This is a genomic window from Longibaculum muris (assembly GCF_004343035.1).
Lineage (GTDB): Bacteria > Bacillota_I > Bacilli_A > Erysipelotrichales > Coprobacillaceae > Longibaculum > Longibaculum muris.
In genome coordinates this window covers 1-17,038 of record NZ_SMCQ01000010.1, presented here as the reverse complement: position 1 = coordinate 17,038, position 17,038 = coordinate 1, and the positions used below count along the sequence as shown (strand labels likewise).

The following is a 17,038-nucleotide window of genomic DNA, read 5'->3' as shown; positions in this document are numbered from 1 at the left end:
TCACGAATTGATTTTTCCTTTTTAAATTAGCTTTATTGGTGCTATAACTCATGCCTTAAAAAATCAGATAATATCGAATTTTAAAGAGTTATAAAAACAATTGATTCTTAAATATACCCATAAATATATTTATATAAGAATTTTAAATAGAATGGTAAACTTTGATATGTTTCTTTTACATATCTTTGATAGAGTTCTGCCATTTTTTCAACTTCTAAATCATCTATTTGATGTTGTGAGAATTTTGCTTTATTTGCTAAAGAGAGTGCATCATCATACACTTTCACATATGAATGTTTAAACTTCTTCATCTGTTTGTAATAAAGAATAATCTTTTCATTGTTATGACGACGTTTTAATCTCAGTTTCAATAGATGTGTTGTTATTAATCGATAACCAGCAAGTAAAATGACTACAATTCCAACAGTATAGATGATTTGACTATTTTCATTGAAAAATTCAATCAATGGATTTTCTTTTTCTACAACTTGTTGGCTGTCTTGTATATCATTATTTTGATCTTGATTTGTCGGTTGATTGGTTTGAGGATTCTGAGTTGGTTGGTTATCCGTAGCTGGCTGATTATTTTCCACCAGATTATCAAGGATTGTTCCTTGTGAACGAATTGAAGAAGCTGGTGTCATTTCAACAGGAATCCAACCCAAATCTTCAACATATATTTCAATCCAAGCATGTGAACGCGTATTCGAAACTTCTGCTTTCCCATTTTCAAAATCTGACGATTTAATAATATACCCACTCACATAACGTGTTGGCACATCCAAACATCTTAACAACATTGCTCCTGAAGAAGCAAAGTGGGTACAGCTTCCTTTTTTATTTTCAAAAAGAAAATATTCAATAAAATCTTTATCATTTGGTAATTTTCCAGTTTTTAAGCTATAAACAGCTTGTTTATCTAAAATTTTTTTAATAATGTTTGCTCTTTGAATAGGTGTATAATAATTTTGTAATTCATTAATATTCAATCCCATTGTTGAAGTTTTTTCTTCAATCAAATGAGTTAATTCATCTTTCAAATTATCTGGAACATCTAAATATTCATCTTTGACATATTCATTGTATTTTTGTAAACCTATAGGACTATTTAAACCATCATAAATATCCCAATTTTCAATATCGATATTGGCTATAGATATCTTTTGATTATCACTAGGATAATAAGAGTCATCTTTCATATCTAATGTTTTATAAGAGAAATAAGGGACAAATTGATATCTGGTCGGTTTCATTGTTTCAATTGAAACTTCAAGTGAAGAAATCACATGATATTCATCTAAAGCTTTTCCTACAAGACTTCCAGAATCAAAATCATCATAATTCTCATTAACAGCATGCCATTTATTATTTTGATAATGGGCAAGAGAATACCCCCGTAAATAACCTGTAAAGGAGGCCTTTGATTCAACTGTTAAGGCAATACTTTTATCTAAAGTAATATCATTATTTGGTAGACTACCACTAATCGAAGAACTCATACCTGTGATATTATGATTACCAAAGACATCATCTAAATAAGGATGATCAAACCAGTTAGTAATATTCGTTAAAACGGTTGATGTTCCCTGTTTAAAAATTGGATTAGGCTCTAAGAAATAATGAGAACCAACTAAAAAGATTGTCACTAAAGATAAAACAAGGCATTTTAAAGAAAAGACTTGTTTTTGATATTTTAAACAATAATGAAATATAAAAATATAAATCAAAAACACTAAAAAACAATAACTTGTATAGATTTCTAATTGATGATGGATAAGAATTGGAAATACAAAACATATAATAAAGAAAATCATTTTCAAAATCTTTCCTCTTATTTGATAAAAAAATGAAACTATCAAATGAGTCAATGGAATGCCAATAATAGACATGAAAGCAAGTGATAATAAGACATTATCAATCTTTCCTTGCTTAAATAATTCATCAAATTTCAAAAAATAATCATACCTAATAACATCTTTAAGTAATCTTAAAATATTTTGACTTTCATTAGAAAATAGAATGAATATAAAAACAACCCCACTAATACATACAATACTCATTAATCTTCGATAATGAATATTATTATTTTGAGAAAAATAAAGTAATCCGCAACCATAAATACAAAACAAAAGAATACCTATAACCCGATAAGGAAAATAAAGCGCATGAAATAATCCACCAACAAGACCTATGATTCCTAATATCAAAGCTAAAAAATCAAAACCAATATTTAATTTTTCTTTTAATAATCTCATTGCTCAATCACCTCAATCTTATCACCCTTAACCACATAAAGACTCATCCCATTCATTTTTTGATAAACATCTTGATAAGAAAAGTTTGGTGTTTTAAGAATCCTTTTTAAACATGTTTGAAGATGAGAAACATTGCTTATTAATTCTTTTGCTGGCTGATGATAGGTTTGTGGACAAATGATTTCAAATGGTGTTTGTCTATGTAATAAATTTAAACATAATGAATAAAATGTATCTAAACTTTTATCATTGTAGGAAGCATTTTGATTTAAATCAACAGTTAAAAGAAGTTTTTTAATTATCGGTTGACTTCCTTCTTTAACAAACAATTCATTTTTCTTTAATGATGCTTTCCAATGAATATGTTTCAATGAATCCCCTTCATGATAACTACGTAAATCAAATAATTCAGAATAATCATCCCCTTTATGATAAGGTGAGTATTCTTGTGATTCTTGATGAAAACTAGCAATTTGAGATAAATTAATCTGTAAAGGGATCATCTTAGGAAAAACATAGATTTGTTCATGACATGAACAAATATTTTTCTTAAATAAACATTGTAAAATATCAAAACAATAGATTTTATCAATCATCACCCAATAACAGCCACTATGTTTAAAATCAATTCGATCCATAGAAATGTCATCATATAGAGTTAGTCGTGATTGATAAACACTTTGTCCTAAACAATCTTCAATATGATAATCAATAATAATCTGACCACAACGAAAACGACTTTGATCTTGTCTTAAAAAAGATAAATAAAATGATTGTTGACGTTCTAAAATATGATGTTCAATATCAATAGATACAGTTGTATGTTTCATACTTGTTAAACTGACAAGCCATGAAAACACAAATAACAATAACGCTAAAATAAACAAAAGAAATGAAAAATAACCTAAAACAATACTCCATAAAACATAAAGAAAAACAACAATCAATATGTATCGAATTAATCCCTTATACATCATTGTATTCCTGGTTCTTTAAGCTTTAAAAGAATATCCTCAACAATTGACAAAGCATTCATTTCTTTCATTTTGGCATCATAATTTAAAATCAAACGATGCGCCAATGTCATTGGTGCCACCTCTTTAACATCACCAGGAATCACATAATCTCTACCATGCATAAAAGCACATGCCTTAGCTAATTTCATTAAAGCTAAAGAACCACGAGGACTTGCTCCTTGTTCAACCAATTCATGATGACGAGAAGCATCAACAATTGCTACAATATAATAATAAATTTCATCACTCATAAAAACTTGATCCACTTGTTTTTGATATTCACACATTGTTTCTGGTGATAAGATTGCTTCAATACTTTCTAATGGATTATTTAATTGACGGGTTTTCATAATTTCAACTTCATCAACAATGCTAGGATAACCTAAACTTAAACGAACCATAAACCGATCTAATTGTGAATCTGGTAACAATTGGGTTCCTGCTGAACCAAATGGGTTTTGGGTCGCTATGACAAAAAAAGGTTGAGGTAATTCATAAGTTGTGCCATCAACACTCATTCTTCCTTCTTCCATTAGCTCTAATAAAGCAGCTTGGGTTTTACTTGAAGTACGATTGATTTCATCAGCCAATAACAAATGACAAAAAGCAATACCTTCTTTGTATTCAAAGCAATTTTTTTGTGGATTATACATTGTAAAACCAACAATATCGCTAGGTAACACATCCGTTGTCAATTGAATACGATGATAATCCAAGCTCATACTTTTAGATAAAGCCAAAGCTAAATTTGTTTTCCCAACTCCAGGAATATCCTCTAATAAAACATGACCTCTCGCTAATAAAGTCATCATTATTTTTTCAATCACTTCATCCTTCCCAATGACCGCTTTTTTGATTTCCCCGATAACGTTTTCTATATCCTTCATCTTTCCAACTCCTTTACATCTTATCTTAAGTATAACCGAAAAAAAACAAATTGGAAATATTTATTTACATAATCAAAAAGTTCAAAAGATAACTCTTGAACTTTAACGTTTTAATTTCAGATAAAAAACAATTTGTAATAAAATATAAAATAAGAAAGCAAAAGCTAGAATAACGCCCATTTGTAAGAATATTGGTTGTAATGAAGATAAATTGTATTCACTTATTTGAGCAATCAAATTGTTATTTGAAATAAACCAATAAGATGGTGTGAATTGAGCTATTGATAAAACAAAAGACGATAATAATTCTTGAGGAACAAAAGCGCCTGCAATAAAACTGCTTCCTAAACTAAAGACTGTAGAAACCATCCCAACGATTTCCCGATTATTTGTTAAGGTTGTAATAAAGAAAGCAAAAATGAGAATAAAGATTGAAAAGATTAGAGAATTAACCATAAAGAGTAAGCCAGTGATTGAAAACATTGTTTGATGATAAAGTATAAAACTAATCATGACATATAATAGCCAAATTGCTAGAGTAAAAACAATATTGCCTAAAAGTAATTGAATATTGATTTGTCGATAAGATAAAGCTGAAGATAAATGACGTAATTGAATGTTTTCATTGTGAAAGGAAAGCATAATCATTGACATGACTGAAATGATAATGGCTAGTAATGTGTAATTTGCAAAATTGTAAAATTGTTTTACCTGGGATAATTGATGATTAGAGGATTGATTTGTCAGTTCTACATCAACATGACTTTGTAAATCACTTTCAATCTGTTGTAACATAACTTTTTCATCAATATCGGCTTGTAAATATAAATGGGCAGTATTGAAAAATTCGTTAAATAGGTTTTTAGCATAGATGGATGAATAGGAATCTGGAACATCCATGGTTTCAATATGAACATCTTTGCCTTTTAAAAAATCTACTGTAAAATGTGCTGGGACAATCATAATAAAATCAACTTTTCTAAAAAACAGTGCATCTAAAAGTTCATCTTGTGTATCGTTTAATTTGACGAAATCAGCATGATCTTCAAGATAATTTTGAAAACTGTCTAACAATGGCGATGAGCAATCATGATTAATGAAAGCTACTTTACTGCGACTTGCCTGATAGTCTTGCTGGTTAGCACCACTGGTGGAAGTAATTGTTGTAATGCTCATAAAAATAAGTGTATAAATTAAAATTGTTGGAAGGAAAGATTTTGCAATTTTAAAATAGTTTTTAAAGACTGTCATAAACTTTCCTCCTTGCAATAAGAATATTGAAAACCGTTAAAATAAAGCCAATGAAGCAAAGGATTGTTAGATTCAAGAAAAAGCGTTCATATGTTGGATAATAATATAAAGCATATAAACCATCAGTTATTAAATTGACTGGATTGATATAAGCTAAGATAGGAACATATTCTTGAATAAGATATTTTAAATCAACAACCATCATTCCTGATAAGAAAGAACAAAATAATGAAAATGAACTTAATATTGTTGTTTTGGTGTTTTCTTGACAATGAAATAAACGTCCAATCAAATGACCTATAACAATTCCTACATAACTACCAATTGCACTCATCAATAAAATATATCCAATTTGTTTCCCAAAGCCTATCCCTAAGCCAAAATACAAATACAGCAAGAGAATCACAATCGCAATATATTGACAAATAAAAGCTGCCAAATCACCTGTTAAACTTGCTTTTAATTTTGATGTAGGAGCAATTTGTAAACGTGTTGCCTGACGTGATAAATTAGCTTCTGTGAAATTGGTTATTTTTAATCCCCAAAAACCACCATATAAGCAAGTCATTCCAATCAAAGTATAAAAATAAATCACTGTTACATCTAATGAAGAAAGCTTTTGACTTTTAAAATAATCTTGATTTTGTTGAACAACAATATCTTTAATAGCTTGTGGTTTAAGTAATGAAATTGACTGCATAGTTTTTTCTTTATGTTGGTAATTATCCATAACACTTTGAAGAATGGTCTGTGAAATTCCATTATCCCGAATGATTAACTTAAGTTCATCATTTACAAGAATATAACCATCAATATCATTATTTTTTAAAAGGTCTTTAGCCTGTTGAATAGATGTATATTGTACTGATAAAATAGGCTCATCCCCTTGGGATAAAGCATTCAATACAGTTTTGAAGCTAAGATTAACTTTTTCTTCAACAATTGCAACATGACTGACTTCAAAACTTTCTGTACGACTTAATTTAGCAAAAGCTAAATTAAAAAATGTTGCTAAAATTAAGGGAAATAAAATTGTCCAAAAAAGCATGGAGCGATCTCTAACGAGAAGTTTTAACTGATACTTAAAAATCTGCATACTAATCTCTTAACTGCTTTCCTGTCAATTCTAAAAAGACATCATTTAAAGTTGGTCTTTCACTAAACAAAGTCTGATATTGAATGTTGCTTTCCCTTAAAACATCTATCAAATCAGCTAAATGATTTCCTTTTCCTTGATAAGCAATATGCAAAGTAAGATTTTCTTTTTGAATACTTATCACCTGTTGATCTGCTTTTAAAAGTGAAATGAGTTCTTCCTCTTTTTGATTTAAGACGATGGTAATCTTTTCACCTAGACTTATCTTATTTTTCAATTCATCATTCGTCCCTCTTGCAATGACACGTCCCTTATCCATAATCACTATTTCATGACAAAGCTGTTCAACTTCTTCCATATAATGTGTTGTATAAACAATCGTTGCCCCCTGCTCATTTAATTTTTTAATACCTTCTAAGATATGATTACGACTTTGGGGATCAACTGCAACAGTAGGTTCATCTAAAAATATTAAAGATGGTTTATGAGCAATCCCACAAGCAATATTTAATCGTCTTAACAAACCCCCACTTAATTGTTTTGGTTTGAACTTTTTAAATTCCTCTAATCCTACCAATTCAATTGCTTCTTTGATATATTGTTGTCTAATTTTTTTATCTTTGATATATAACCCACAAAAATAATCAATATTTTCCACAACATTAAGTTCATCAAAAACTGCAACATCTTGAAAAACCACCCCAATCTTTGCTTTAATCGAATAAGCCGAGGGTGACATTTCTTGATTAAAAATACGAATATCCCCTTCATCAAATGACAACAACGATAAAATCGTATGAATACACGTTGATTTCCCACTTCCATTAGGCCCTAACAAACCTAATATTTCTCCTTCTTTCACTTCTAAATGAAAATCATCTAAAGCTTTTACATCCCCATAACATTTCGTTAAATGATTAATTTCAATTACATTTTTCATAAGACTTCCTCCTCATCTTTATCATATCCTTCCATCAAGTTTCCTACTACCACCTTCAAGTTGCAAACCAGCAACTTTTACTTTCTTTTCTTTCGTTCTTCAATGATTTTATTAATTGTCTTAGCATCTTTATAATCAATCACATAAATCATGCCACAAACGCCTAGATAAATAATTGTTAAAAAAACAACTTCAACAAGCAAATTCATCCAATAAATATTATCAAAACTTATCCATACCCCAAATAAAGCAACCAACAAAACAACAAAATAATTATAAAGAAATGAATACTTTCTCACTATCTTCCATTGTGCTCCAATGACAATGAAAATAGCAATAATCAAACAGACAATAAAGATTTCAAAAATATAGATTGGTGTAAACGAGAGATGACTCATTGATAAACCTATCAAACCTGCATTGCAAAGAGTAACCAATGTAAAAGAAAAGCATGTCACTAAAAGAATATATTTTAATATTTTCATAAAACCCTCCTATAAGCCAAAAGCTTTCTTAAAAGCTGGTACATAACTTCTATTAATAGTTAATTTTTCATTGTTAGTTAATGTTGCTTCATACTTTCCATTAAATAAAGCTCGTACATGTTGTAAATATTCAAGATTTAAAATACATGATTTACTAATTCTTAAAAATCCTTGTGATTGAAGATTTTGTTCTAATTCATAGAGCTTTTGTGAAGCTTCATAGACATCATCTATTGTATAAAGAAATGTTTTTTCATCAATGGATTCAATATATAAAATGTTTTCTAAATAAATACGTAGATAAGCTTTTTCTTTTTTACAAATAAGTGATGTTTGTAAAGATTGGATATTTTGTATGATTCTTTGAATTTCTTCATCATTTTGATTTTGACATTTAATCAGGATTTCATTTTCTTGATAATCATCAGATTCTTCAATAATAATTTTCATAATTTCCCACCCCTCTTTTTGCAGTATAACATATCTTATATTTTTTACTATCGAATATCGTTTAGTTGCATTATTCTCCCTATGAAATACAAAAGAACTCTATAATTTCTCATAGAGTTCTTGTTTATAACCAATAATAATTTGATCATCTAAAATCAGTAATGGTCTTTTCACTAACATTCCATTGGATGAGAGCAGCTGACTAGCTTCTTCTACTGATAGATCATTTATTTTATCTTTAAGATTCATTGCCCGATAAACTTGACCTGAAGTATTAAAGAAAGGTTTTATTCCCTGTCCATATTGTTCAATCCAATGTTGAAATTCTTGAGCAGTTGGAGTTTGTTCAACAATATGACGTTTTTCAAATGATAAGTTCTTTGATTCTAAATGTTTTAAAGCTTTCATACATGTACTACATTTTGGATAATAGATCAATTCCATAACGATTCTCCTTAAGCATTTTCAATCATTGATAAAGCAACTCTTTTTCGCTTTAGATCAATTTCATAAACATAAACATCCACAATATCTCCAACATTACAAACATCTAAAGCATGTTGTACTTTATGATGAGCCATTTTAGAGATATGGACCAAACCATCATTCTTTAAACCAATATCAACAAAGGCTCCAAAATCAACAACATTTCTAACAACCCCTTGTAATTTCATACCAACTTTTAAATCATCAATCTTTAAAACATCTTGTCTTAAAATTGGGGCATTATATTCATCACGTGGTGAACGATGTGGTGAGACAAAAGCATCTAATAAATCATTGAAAAGATATTCGTCTAAACCTAATTCAATTTGCGCTTGTTCACGATTTAATTTTTTAATTTGTTCTTTTGCCGATGATGTTCCAATATCTTCTTTAGTTAAATGAAGATATTGAAGTAAACGTGAAGCATCTTGATAATTATCTGGGTGAATGCTTGTTTCGTCAAATTTTTCTTGACCAGCTAAGATTCTTAAGAACCCAACTGATAATTCATATGTCTTATCACCAAGTTTACTAACATTTTTAATTTGTTCTCTTGATGTAAATTTTCCATTTTCTTCACGATATTTAACAATATTTTTTGCTAATGACATTGATAAACCAGAAACATATTGCAGAAGTGATGGAGAAGCAGTATTGATATTAACCCCGACTTGATTGACTACTTTTTCTACTACGAAGTCTAATTGTTCGGTTAATTTCTTTTGATTCATATCATGTTGATATTGTCCTACAGAAATCGCCTTAGGTTCAATTTTAACAAGTTCTGCTAACGGATCTTGTAAACGACGAGCAATCGAAACTGCTGATCTTTCTTCTACTTGATATGTTGGGAATTCTTCTTTTGCGATCCCACTTGCTGAATAAACACTTGCTCCTGCTTCTGAAACAATCACATATTGAACATTTAATTGATATTTCTTAATAAACTCAGCAATAAAGCTTTCTGTTTCACGACTTGCTGTTCCATTTCCAATCGCAATGATTTCAATTTTATACTTTTGAATCATTGATAAAAGAACCTTTTCATCTTTACTATAATCAGCTTTTGGTAAAGTAATAAAAACTTTATTAATATCTAAGACTTTACCAGTTGGATCAATAGCTGCTAGTTTACAACCTGTTCTAAATGCAGGATCCACACCTAAAACATAACGATCTTTAAGTGGTGCTTGTAATAAGAGTTTTTCTAAGTTAATAGAAAAGACTTTTAAAGCTTGTTCTTGAGCTTTTTCAGTTAATTCACTTCTCACTTCTCTTTCAACTGAAGGAAAAATCAAACGCTTAAATGCATCTTTTACACATTCCATAATCAATTCACTTAATGTTGATTCTCTTTTACGCATAACACCATTATAAATATATGTCATAAAACGCTCTTGATCAATTTCAATAGCAACTGTTAATACTTTTTCTTTTTCTGCACGATTAATAGCTAAGATACGATGTGAAGCTATATATTGAACTTTTTCCTGATACTCATAATACATTTGATAAACTCCATCTTCATCAGGATTTTTCTTTTTCACATGCGTTGTCATTAAACCAGTTTTATAAATCATATCTTTGGTATATTTACGATAACGTGCTTCATCACTGATTTGTTCAGCAATAATATCTTTGGCTCCTTGAATAGCATCTTCTATTGTTAAAACTTCTTCTGTCAAATATTTTTGAGCTTCTAATTCTAAATGAAATTCTCTTGGTAATTTTAAGATACTTAAGGCAAATGGTTCTAAGCCTTTTGCCTTAGCAATAGAAGCTTTGGTTTTCTTCTTTTCTTTAAATGGACGATAATAATCTTCCACTTCACTTAATTTTTGTGCCTTTAAAATATTATTCTTTAATTCTTCTGTTAATAAACCTTTTTCATCAATTAAACGAATAACATCTTCTTTTCTTTGTTGAAGATTCACCTGATATTCATAAACCTTAGAAATTTCACGAATTTGATCTTCATTCAATCCACCAGTTTTCTCTTTACGATAACGAGCAATAAAAGGAACAGTTGCACCTTCTTCTAATAAAGATAATACATTTTCAATTTGTTTTTCACTAATAGCTAATTCATTAGCCATTGTTTTAATAATTTCAGTATTCATATTTTCCTCCAAAAAAAAACATTGTTTCACAATGTTGCATTCATTTGGTACAGCTGATGAGACTCGAACTCACATGGATAAATCCACTACCGCCTGAAGATAGCGTGTCTACCAGTTCCACCACAGCTGCATCATTTATATAAATAGTCCCAACAATTACTTTTTACCAAATTACATCTTGTTTTAATTGGATACCATTTATTTTCGTTAAAAGTATAGCATAAAAAAGTAAAATAATCAATAATTGAGATGATAATGCCTTCACACAAAATGTATATTCTTTCAAAAATAAATTTTAATAACCATAAAGTATTTCATCTTTTTTAAATATTCAACAAATATCTTCTAAATAAAAAATGATCATAATCAATATTACAATCACTCTGATGTCACTTTAATCATAAATTTATATACGAACCACTCAAAAACAGTTCATAAAATCACATTTTATTCTGATTAAATCAATATAATTTTCATTTTAATAAAAAATGGTGCGGACGATGAGATTTGAACTCACACAGACATACGTCTACCACCCCCTCAAGATGGCGTGTCTACCATTCCACCACGTCCGCATATTGCTTTTATATTATAGCACAAAATAATTTCATTAGGCAATAAAGAAATAGGGAGTTTCCCTATTTCTTTATTAAATTATAAATAGCTTTCGCATAAATTGCAGTAGCTTTTAATAAATCTTCAATTGCGATTTCTTCATTGTTTTGATGAATTTTGTTGTCAGTACCTGGAAATTCCACTCCAAAAGCAACACAGTTTGGCATTGATTTGGCATAAGTTCCACCACCAATAGCTTGTGGTTGATGCGTATGATCTCCAGTAAATTCAACATAAGCACTATGTAATGATTGAACCAAATCACTTTGTGGATCAATATATAATGCCTTTCCTAATTCATGTGATTCTAATAAACCATATCCATCAAGATGTGCTTGAATTGGTTTTGTTAATTGTTCATCATTGACTTCATGAGGAACACGCATATCTACAATCATTGAAACATGACCATTTTTATAATTTAAAACACCTAAATTCACAGTTAAAGGCCCCATCAAACCAGTATAAGCAATTCCTAACTTTTCACCATAATGATCTTGATAGAAACATTCATCAATAAATTGAACAAGTTTATTTTCACTTACTGTGATTAAATAATGACACATTGCTGTTGTAGCATTTATTCCTTGTTCAGGTGTTGAAGCATGTGCAGACTTACCGACTAAAGTTAATTTAGTATGGTTTCCTTCTTCTTCAACAGAACCTTTTAAATGATGTGTAGCTAAATATTGATGGAAAGAATCTTTATATTGCTTATAATTTCCTTCAATATAAACTTCACAAACTTCTGGAACAATATTTGATCTTGTACCAGAATAAATTCCTATAATATTACCTCTTTCAATTTCCCCAGTTATTTGAAAATTGACCCCAGCTTTTTCACCATAAACAACTGGGAACTCAGCATCAGGGGTAAATCCCATAGCTGGATAAGGTTTCTTAGCAAAATAATATTTCATACACTTAGAACCATTTTCTTCATTACATCCAAAAATAATTCTTGTTTTCATTTTCACTGGTAAATCTAGTTCATGAATAATTTTAGCAGCATAATATCCCGCAATTAAAGGACCTTTATCATCTGCAACTCCACGACCATAGAGTTTTCCATTTTTTATTGTCACTTCATAAGGATCAGTATTCCACCCCTCTTTATTACATGGCACTACATCCAAATGACCTAGTATCCCAAAAGCAGCTTCTTCATCACCAATATCAATATGACCAGCATATCCGTCAACATTTTCGCAGACAAAGCCATCTCTTTCACCAATTTCCAACATTGCATCTAATGCTTCTTTACACGCTGCACCAAATGGTTGTCCTTCATTCGCAGTTGCTTCATCTAAAACTGAAGGTATGCGACAAAGCTTCTCAATATCAGCAATGATATCGTCTTTTCTTTTATAAACTTCTTCTAAAAAATCGATCATAAAATCACCCCGTAAACTATTATATCAAAAATTTTAATAAAACGATACTTTTTTATAAAAAAGTGCTATGATTAAATTAAATGGAGGATTAATTATAATGGAAAATATCAGATTTCATATTACTGTGAAAGCAATTGTCGTTTATCATCACAAAATACTTATCTTAAAAAGAATTCGCCCTTCTAGTGATGGTTTGGGGTATTGGGAATTACCTGGTGGTGGTTTAGAATATGGAGAAACACCACACGAAGCATTAATTAGAGAATTAAAAGAAGAAACAAACCTTGATATTAAAATCATTAAGCCAGTTTATACATTTACAGCTATTCGTCCTGATTATCAAACTGTTGGCATTGGTTTTTTAACAATTCCAACAAATGATCATGTCACAATTTCTCATGAACATACTGACTATCAATTTGTCAGTATCGATGATTTACAAAACTATTTAGATAAAAAAATATATGATGATATCATTTTAACTCTTAAAGAATATGAACTGATGCATATTGAAGAAGATGAAACTTTTTAATTAAAAAAATGCTACTTCATAATGTATTAAAAAATCAAGGTTTATTAGCCTTGATTTTTTCTATCATAATAATCTTTAATTGTCGCAATAGATTTCTTTTTAAAATTCGTATACATCATATATACACCTAAAGTAGACAAAGCAAAGAGAGCAGTCGTTCCAGCTAAAACATAAGTTAAAGTATTATTTGCTTTCTTTTCTTCACTTACAACATATTTTTGTAATGTTCCTTCAGTTTTTTCGTATGAATATAAATTCTTTTCTCCTGCCTCATTCATCAAATAAACAACCGCATAATTTGCATGATTTTTATCTTCATAAGACCAGCCATCTAATTCCATATCACCAATCTTTACTTTATCAGCTTTCAATCCTTCTTGTTCCTTCATATCTGATGGAATATCTAAAAGGGTATATTTTTTACCAGCTATAGTTATCAATTCATATTTATTAGCAACTTTTCCATCACTATAAATATAAAAACTTTTATGACCACTTTCATCTGCTAAATAAACTAAAGTTAATCCTGTTTTATCATTTTTCCATCCACGAATTTCTTCGCCTTCAAGAGTTACTGTTGTTTCCTTATAACCCTCTGGCACTTCAATTTTTGCTACATCTTTTAAAATTCCTAATTTCTGATCACCAAATTGAGTAAACACTGTTGGTTTTTCTGTTACATTAAAAGTAATAGAATAAACTTTTTTTATACCACTTTCTGAAACAACAGTCACAGAATAAGTTTGACTGCCAATCACAAGATCTTTTTTTCCTGTACCAGTTACTTTTGCTTTGCTATCATTCGCTTTAGCAGCAATATCAACAGTTTCTATATCACTTGTCAAATCAACTTTATATGAAGTTGTATTTGCTGAAAACTTAGGAGATAATGTTCCTTTAGAAATCGTCAAAGATGATAACTTGTTATCATTTGATTTATTTTCTTCTTTTTTTGATGAATCACTATTAGAAGAATTTGAATTGTTATTGTTATTAGTATTTGTATTACTGTTTGAATTCTGATTATTTGTTGTAGAGCTATCATTTTTTTCAACAACATTAATCACAATTGATTTACCACTAAAACTTAATGGACTATCATTTACTGTTAGCCCGATTCCTGTATCTGAAATAGATATAGTTGCTGTCCCAACTTTTTGTGCAGTAAATGTAAAAGTTTTACTGGTACTCGAAAAACCATTAGGCTCACTTCCTAAATCAGCTTTTCTATAAATTGTTCCCCCACCAGATAAGACAGATGGATTATTTGATGATACATTTCCTTGTACTATATAAATCTTACTTCCTGAAACTTTTGCAGTTATTTTAACACTACTTCCTACTGTAACAGTAGATTTATTACTAGAAAGACTCGCTGTTAACGAAGCAGCCATTATATTCGTTGTATTAAGAAGAAATGACGCAGTTAAAATAAATATATATATAATTTTTTTCATAAAATCTCCTTTATTCTTATAATGCCGTACCATATAATAAATGTTTTTCCAATTTTAACAAATCTCTAGAATCTACTTTTCCATCATTATTCACATCTGCCAAAACTATTTGTGTATTATTTAATTTATTAGTATTTGGATATACAATACTTTTTTCGAGTTTTAATAAGTCACTTGTAGTAATTTTTCCATCCATATTTACATCACCTTTTTTATAAGTAGGTGTTGGATCAGGTGAATTTGAATGAATTGCACCTCTTAAATTGACATCAGCTTTCTTTATGTAAACATAGTCTCTATCTATATCAAAATAACCTTTTGCATTTTGACCAGTTCTCTTAGCATTTAGAACAGTATCAGATAAAACTTTATAACTATTTGATGAAGTTCCAATAATCGTTGCTGGTCCCTCATAAACATAATAATTAACAGTACTTGTAGATGTTGAATCATAAATCTTTGTTTTTGTAGCTTCGTCTTTATAGAAATCTAATTCTCCTTTTTTAGAAATAGCTATATCATATTTTTGATAATCCTTATTGCTGTTATTATCATTTAAAGTATAACTAAAAGAAGCAGCTTTCTCTCCCCAGTATGGATCAGAAGCATATTGTACGTTTATTCCACTTAGCTTATCTCCTAAATGAGGGCCTCTATATCGCCAATCCATACCATTCAAATAACCAGATGAAATTGTATTATATGAAAAATATTTAAAACATTCTTCCACTGAATCAAAACGTATGGCTTTATCTGGATCAGAATCAACTGCCCCTATTCCAAATAAATTATTTCTATCTTTTGCATAATAACTCATTCCCCAAGCACTTTCATTAATCGTTACACCTAGCATTAATGATGCATTGATTCCATTTTTAGTTTGAGCATTTAATAAAGCTTGTCCTTGATTTTTTAGTTTTGTAGTATCATCTACATTATCATAATTCTTAATTGCATTATCAATCAATTGATTAAAGTTCGCAGCACTAAAATGTGTTGTTGCTCTAAAAGATAAATATTGATAATAGTTATAATATGGTTGGGATGCATTAATTGCACGATTATGATAATTAACACCTGTTTGATAATCTTTCAACATTGATATGTAATCACTATAAAAATAATGTCCATCATAACTATAATATTTTGTTTGATTCTTTAAATAACTTGGCGTATATCCTACTCTAGTTCCAGATAATTTTGATTTACTCCCATAGCTTCCTGTATAATAATAATGATAAAAATTGCCATCTTTCCCATAATAATAACTTACTTGTGAGTTACTCGTATATTCACTCACTTTGACACTTGAAGCAGGAATATCCATATAAACTCCAGCTTGTTTAACTCTCACTGTTTTTCCATCACTGCTTGTAGAAATATAAGCTGCATCATTTGCTGATGTTCCATGAGTATAACCACTACGTCCTTTACCAGTACCATCATATTCTTTATACTTGACGTAACCGACAATTCTTGCGACACCATATTGAATATCTTTTGTATCAGCAATTGCTTCAATATCATATTCACCAGGACTACGATACATTTTTAATTTATCTACATTTTTTTTAGCTTCTTCATAAGTATCATTACCTCTTGTCTTAACAACTTTATAATCATTGGATTCTAAAGTTTTTGGTTCATCATCTTCACTTTCATATTCTTCAACAATAACCTGTCCATTTTCATCAATGATTGTATAATAACGGTTCTGTTGAGGACCGTTCTTGTTTTCTTCAATTGTATTTGTATCACTTTCTTCAGCTTTAATATTATTTTTAACATTATAGGCTGCTAATAATGATAAAATCATCCCTAAAGAAAGTACAACTTTTCCAACTTTTTCCATTTGCATAAATGCACCTCCTTATACAACTTATTTAAAGTTATATCATTTTTTATTATACATTATTTTTTGATATCATTCAATCTTATCCGACTTTTTTTCTGATTCAATCTGATTCAAATATGATATTGTCTCAATGTATCAAAGTTGAATATGTCCTGCATGCAGGACATATTCAAAACTTCATGTTATGATATAACCTCAT

14 protein-coding genes and 2 tRNA genes are annotated in these 17,038 nt (G+C 29.4%); 1 reads left to right on the top strand and 15 read right to left on the bottom strand.

Going from position 1 to position 17,038, the window contains the following annotated elements:
• Positions 1-107 precede the first annotated feature (107 nt).
• The 13 genes from EDD60_RS08075 to pepV all read right to left on the bottom strand — a co-directional run bounded on the left by EDD60_RS08075 (position 108) and on the right by pepV (position 12,995).
• Positions 108-2,255, bottom strand: coding sequence for a transglutaminase-like domain-containing protein (locus EDD60_RS08075; protein ID WP_066445291.1), 2,148 nt, complete (start codon positions 2,253-2,255; stop codon positions 108-110).
• Positions 2,252-3,229 (bottom strand): DUF58 domain-containing protein, encoded by a 978-nt coding sequence (locus tag EDD60_RS08070; protein WP_066445288.1) that lies wholly within the window; start codon positions 3,227-3,229, stop codon positions 2,252-2,254. The genes EDD60_RS08075 and EDD60_RS08070 overlap by 4 nt, the downstream gene beginning before the upstream one ends.
• The gene (locus EDD60_RS08065) at positions 3,229-4,158 is read right to left on the bottom strand and encodes an AAA family ATPase (protein ID WP_066445285.1); all 930 of its coding nucleotides are present in this window, start codon (positions 4,156-4,158) and stop codon (positions 3,229-3,231) included. Before EDD60_RS08065 ends, EDD60_RS08070 begins: the two co-directional genes overlap by 1 nt.
• A 102-nt stretch (positions 4,159-4,260) precedes the next feature.
• The gene (locus tag EDD60_RS08060) at positions 4,261-5,409 is read right to left on the bottom strand and encodes an ABC transporter permease (protein WP_066445282.1); all 1,149 of its coding nucleotides are present in this window, start codon (positions 5,407-5,409) and stop codon (positions 4,261-4,263) included.
• The gene (locus EDD60_RS08055) at positions 5,396-6,505 is read right to left on the bottom strand and encodes an ABC transporter permease (protein ID WP_066445280.1); all 1,110 of its coding nucleotides are present in this window, start codon (positions 6,503-6,505) and stop codon (positions 5,396-5,398) included. Before EDD60_RS08055 ends, EDD60_RS08060 begins: the two co-directional genes overlap by 14 nt.
• Before the next feature lies 1 nt (position 6,506).
• On the bottom strand, positions 6,507-7,445 hold the full coding sequence (locus tag EDD60_RS08050; RefSeq protein ID WP_066445278.1) for an ABC transporter ATP-binding protein: 939 nt from the start codon (positions 7,443-7,445) through the stop codon (positions 6,507-6,509).
• Positions 7,446-7,522: 77 nt separating this feature from the next.
• Positions 7,523-7,930, bottom strand: coding sequence for a hypothetical protein (locus EDD60_RS08045; protein WP_066445276.1), 408 nt, complete (start codon positions 7,928-7,930; stop codon positions 7,523-7,525).
• Between the two features lie 9 nt (positions 7,931-7,939).
• Complete coding sequence (locus EDD60_RS08040) at positions 7,940-8,380, bottom strand: LytTR family DNA-binding domain-containing protein (protein ID WP_066445269.1); 441 nt, start codon at positions 8,378-8,380, stop codon at positions 7,940-7,942.
• A gap of 99 nt (positions 8,381-8,479) precedes the next feature.
• Positions 8,480-8,824 carry an arsenate reductase family protein gene (locus EDD60_RS08035; RefSeq protein ID WP_066445267.1) on the bottom strand — a complete coding sequence of 115 codons (345 nt, stop codon included), beginning with the start codon at positions 8,822-8,824 and terminating at the stop codon, positions 8,480-8,482.
• A gap of 11 nt (positions 8,825-8,835) precedes the next feature.
• On the bottom strand, positions 8,836-10,986 hold the full coding sequence (locus tag EDD60_RS08030) for a Tex family protein (protein WP_066445263.1): 2,151 nt from the start codon (positions 10,984-10,986) through the stop codon (positions 8,836-8,838).
• Between the two features lie 45 nt (positions 10,987-11,031).
• A tRNA-Leu gene (locus EDD60_RS08025) sits at positions 11,032-11,116 on the bottom strand.
• Between the two features lie 359 nt (positions 11,117-11,475).
• Positions 11,476-11,561: transfer RNA gene (locus EDD60_RS08020), tRNA-Leu, on the bottom strand.
• A gap of 63 nt (positions 11,562-11,624) precedes the next feature.
• Complete coding sequence (gene pepV / locus EDD60_RS08015) at positions 11,625-12,995, bottom strand: dipeptidase PepV (RefSeq protein ID WP_066445261.1); 1,371 nt, start codon at positions 12,993-12,995, stop codon at positions 11,625-11,627.
• A 97-nt stretch (positions 12,996-13,092) separates the two neighbouring features.
• Here pepV and EDD60_RS08010 point away from each other — a divergent pair, with 97 nt between their 5' ends.
• Entirely contained in the window at positions 13,093-13,527 is a 435-nt protein-coding gene (locus EDD60_RS08010) for an NUDIX hydrolase (protein WP_066445258.1), read from the top strand.
• A gap of 44 nt (positions 13,528-13,571) precedes the next feature.
• On the opposite strand, the gene EDD60_RS08005 is transcribed toward EDD60_RS08010, so the two are convergent.
• Positions 13,572-14,984 (bottom strand): cadherin-like beta sandwich domain-containing protein, encoded by a 1,413-nt coding sequence (locus EDD60_RS08005; RefSeq protein WP_066445250.1) that lies wholly within the window; start codon positions 14,982-14,984, stop codon positions 13,572-13,574.
• Positions 14,985-15,000: 16 nt separating this feature from the next.
• Positions 15,001-16,842 (bottom strand): glucosaminidase domain-containing protein, encoded by a 1,842-nt coding sequence (locus tag EDD60_RS08000; protein ID WP_132226357.1) that lies wholly within the window; start codon positions 16,840-16,842, stop codon positions 15,001-15,003.
• Positions 16,843-17,038: the final 196 nt, after the last annotated feature.

Bases quoted from the DNA above. Each gene is read 5' to 3' on its own strand.
- EDD60_RS08005 (WP_066445250.1), bottom strand. From the start codon at position 14,984: ATGAAAAAAATTATATATATATTTATTTTAACTGCGTCATTTCTTCTT.
- EDD60_RS08070 (WP_066445288.1), bottom strand. From the start codon at position 3,229: ATGTATAAGGGATTAATTCGATACATATTGATTGTTGTTTTTCTTTAT.
- EDD60_RS08000 (WP_132226357.1), bottom strand. From the start codon at position 16,842: ATGCAAATGGAAAAAGTTGGAAAAGTTGTACTTTCTTTAGGGATGATT.
- EDD60_RS08065 (WP_066445285.1), bottom strand. From the start codon at position 4,158: ATGAAGGATATAGAAAACGTTATCGGGGAAATCAAAAAAGCGGTCATT.
- EDD60_RS08045 (WP_066445276.1), bottom strand. From the start codon at position 7,930: ATGAAAATATTAAAATATATTCTTTTAGTGACATGCTTTTCTTTTACA.
- pepV (WP_066445261.1), bottom strand. From the start codon at position 12,995: ATGATCGATTTTTTAGAAGAAGTTTATAAAAGAAAAGACGATATCATT.
- EDD60_RS08040 (WP_066445269.1), bottom strand. From the start codon at position 8,380: ATGAAAATTATTATTGAAGAATCTGATGATTATCAAGAAAATGAAATC.
- EDD60_RS08060 (WP_066445282.1), bottom strand. From the start codon at position 5,409: ATGACAGTCTTTAAAAACTATTTTAAAATTGCAAAATCTTTCCTTCCA.
- EDD60_RS08030 (WP_066445263.1), bottom strand. From the start codon at position 10,986: ATGAATACTGAAATTATTAAAACAATGGCTAATGAATTAGCTATTAGT.
- EDD60_RS08055 (WP_066445280.1), bottom strand. From the start codon at position 6,505: ATGCAGATTTTTAAGTATCAGTTAAAACTTCTCGTTAGAGATCGCTCC.
- EDD60_RS08050 (WP_066445278.1), bottom strand. From the start codon at position 7,445: ATGAAAAATGTAATTGAAATTAATCATTTAACGAAATGTTATGGGGAT.
- EDD60_RS08010 (WP_066445258.1), top strand. From the start codon at position 13,093: ATGGAAAATATCAGATTTCATATTACTGTGAAAGCAATTGTCGTTTAT.
- EDD60_RS08035 (WP_066445267.1), bottom strand. From the start codon at position 8,824: ATGGAATTGATCTATTATCCAAAATGTAGTACATGTATGAAAGCTTTA.
- EDD60_RS08075 (WP_066445291.1), bottom strand. From the start codon at position 2,255: ATGAGATTATTAAAAGAAAAATTAAATATTGGTTTTGATTTTTTAGCT.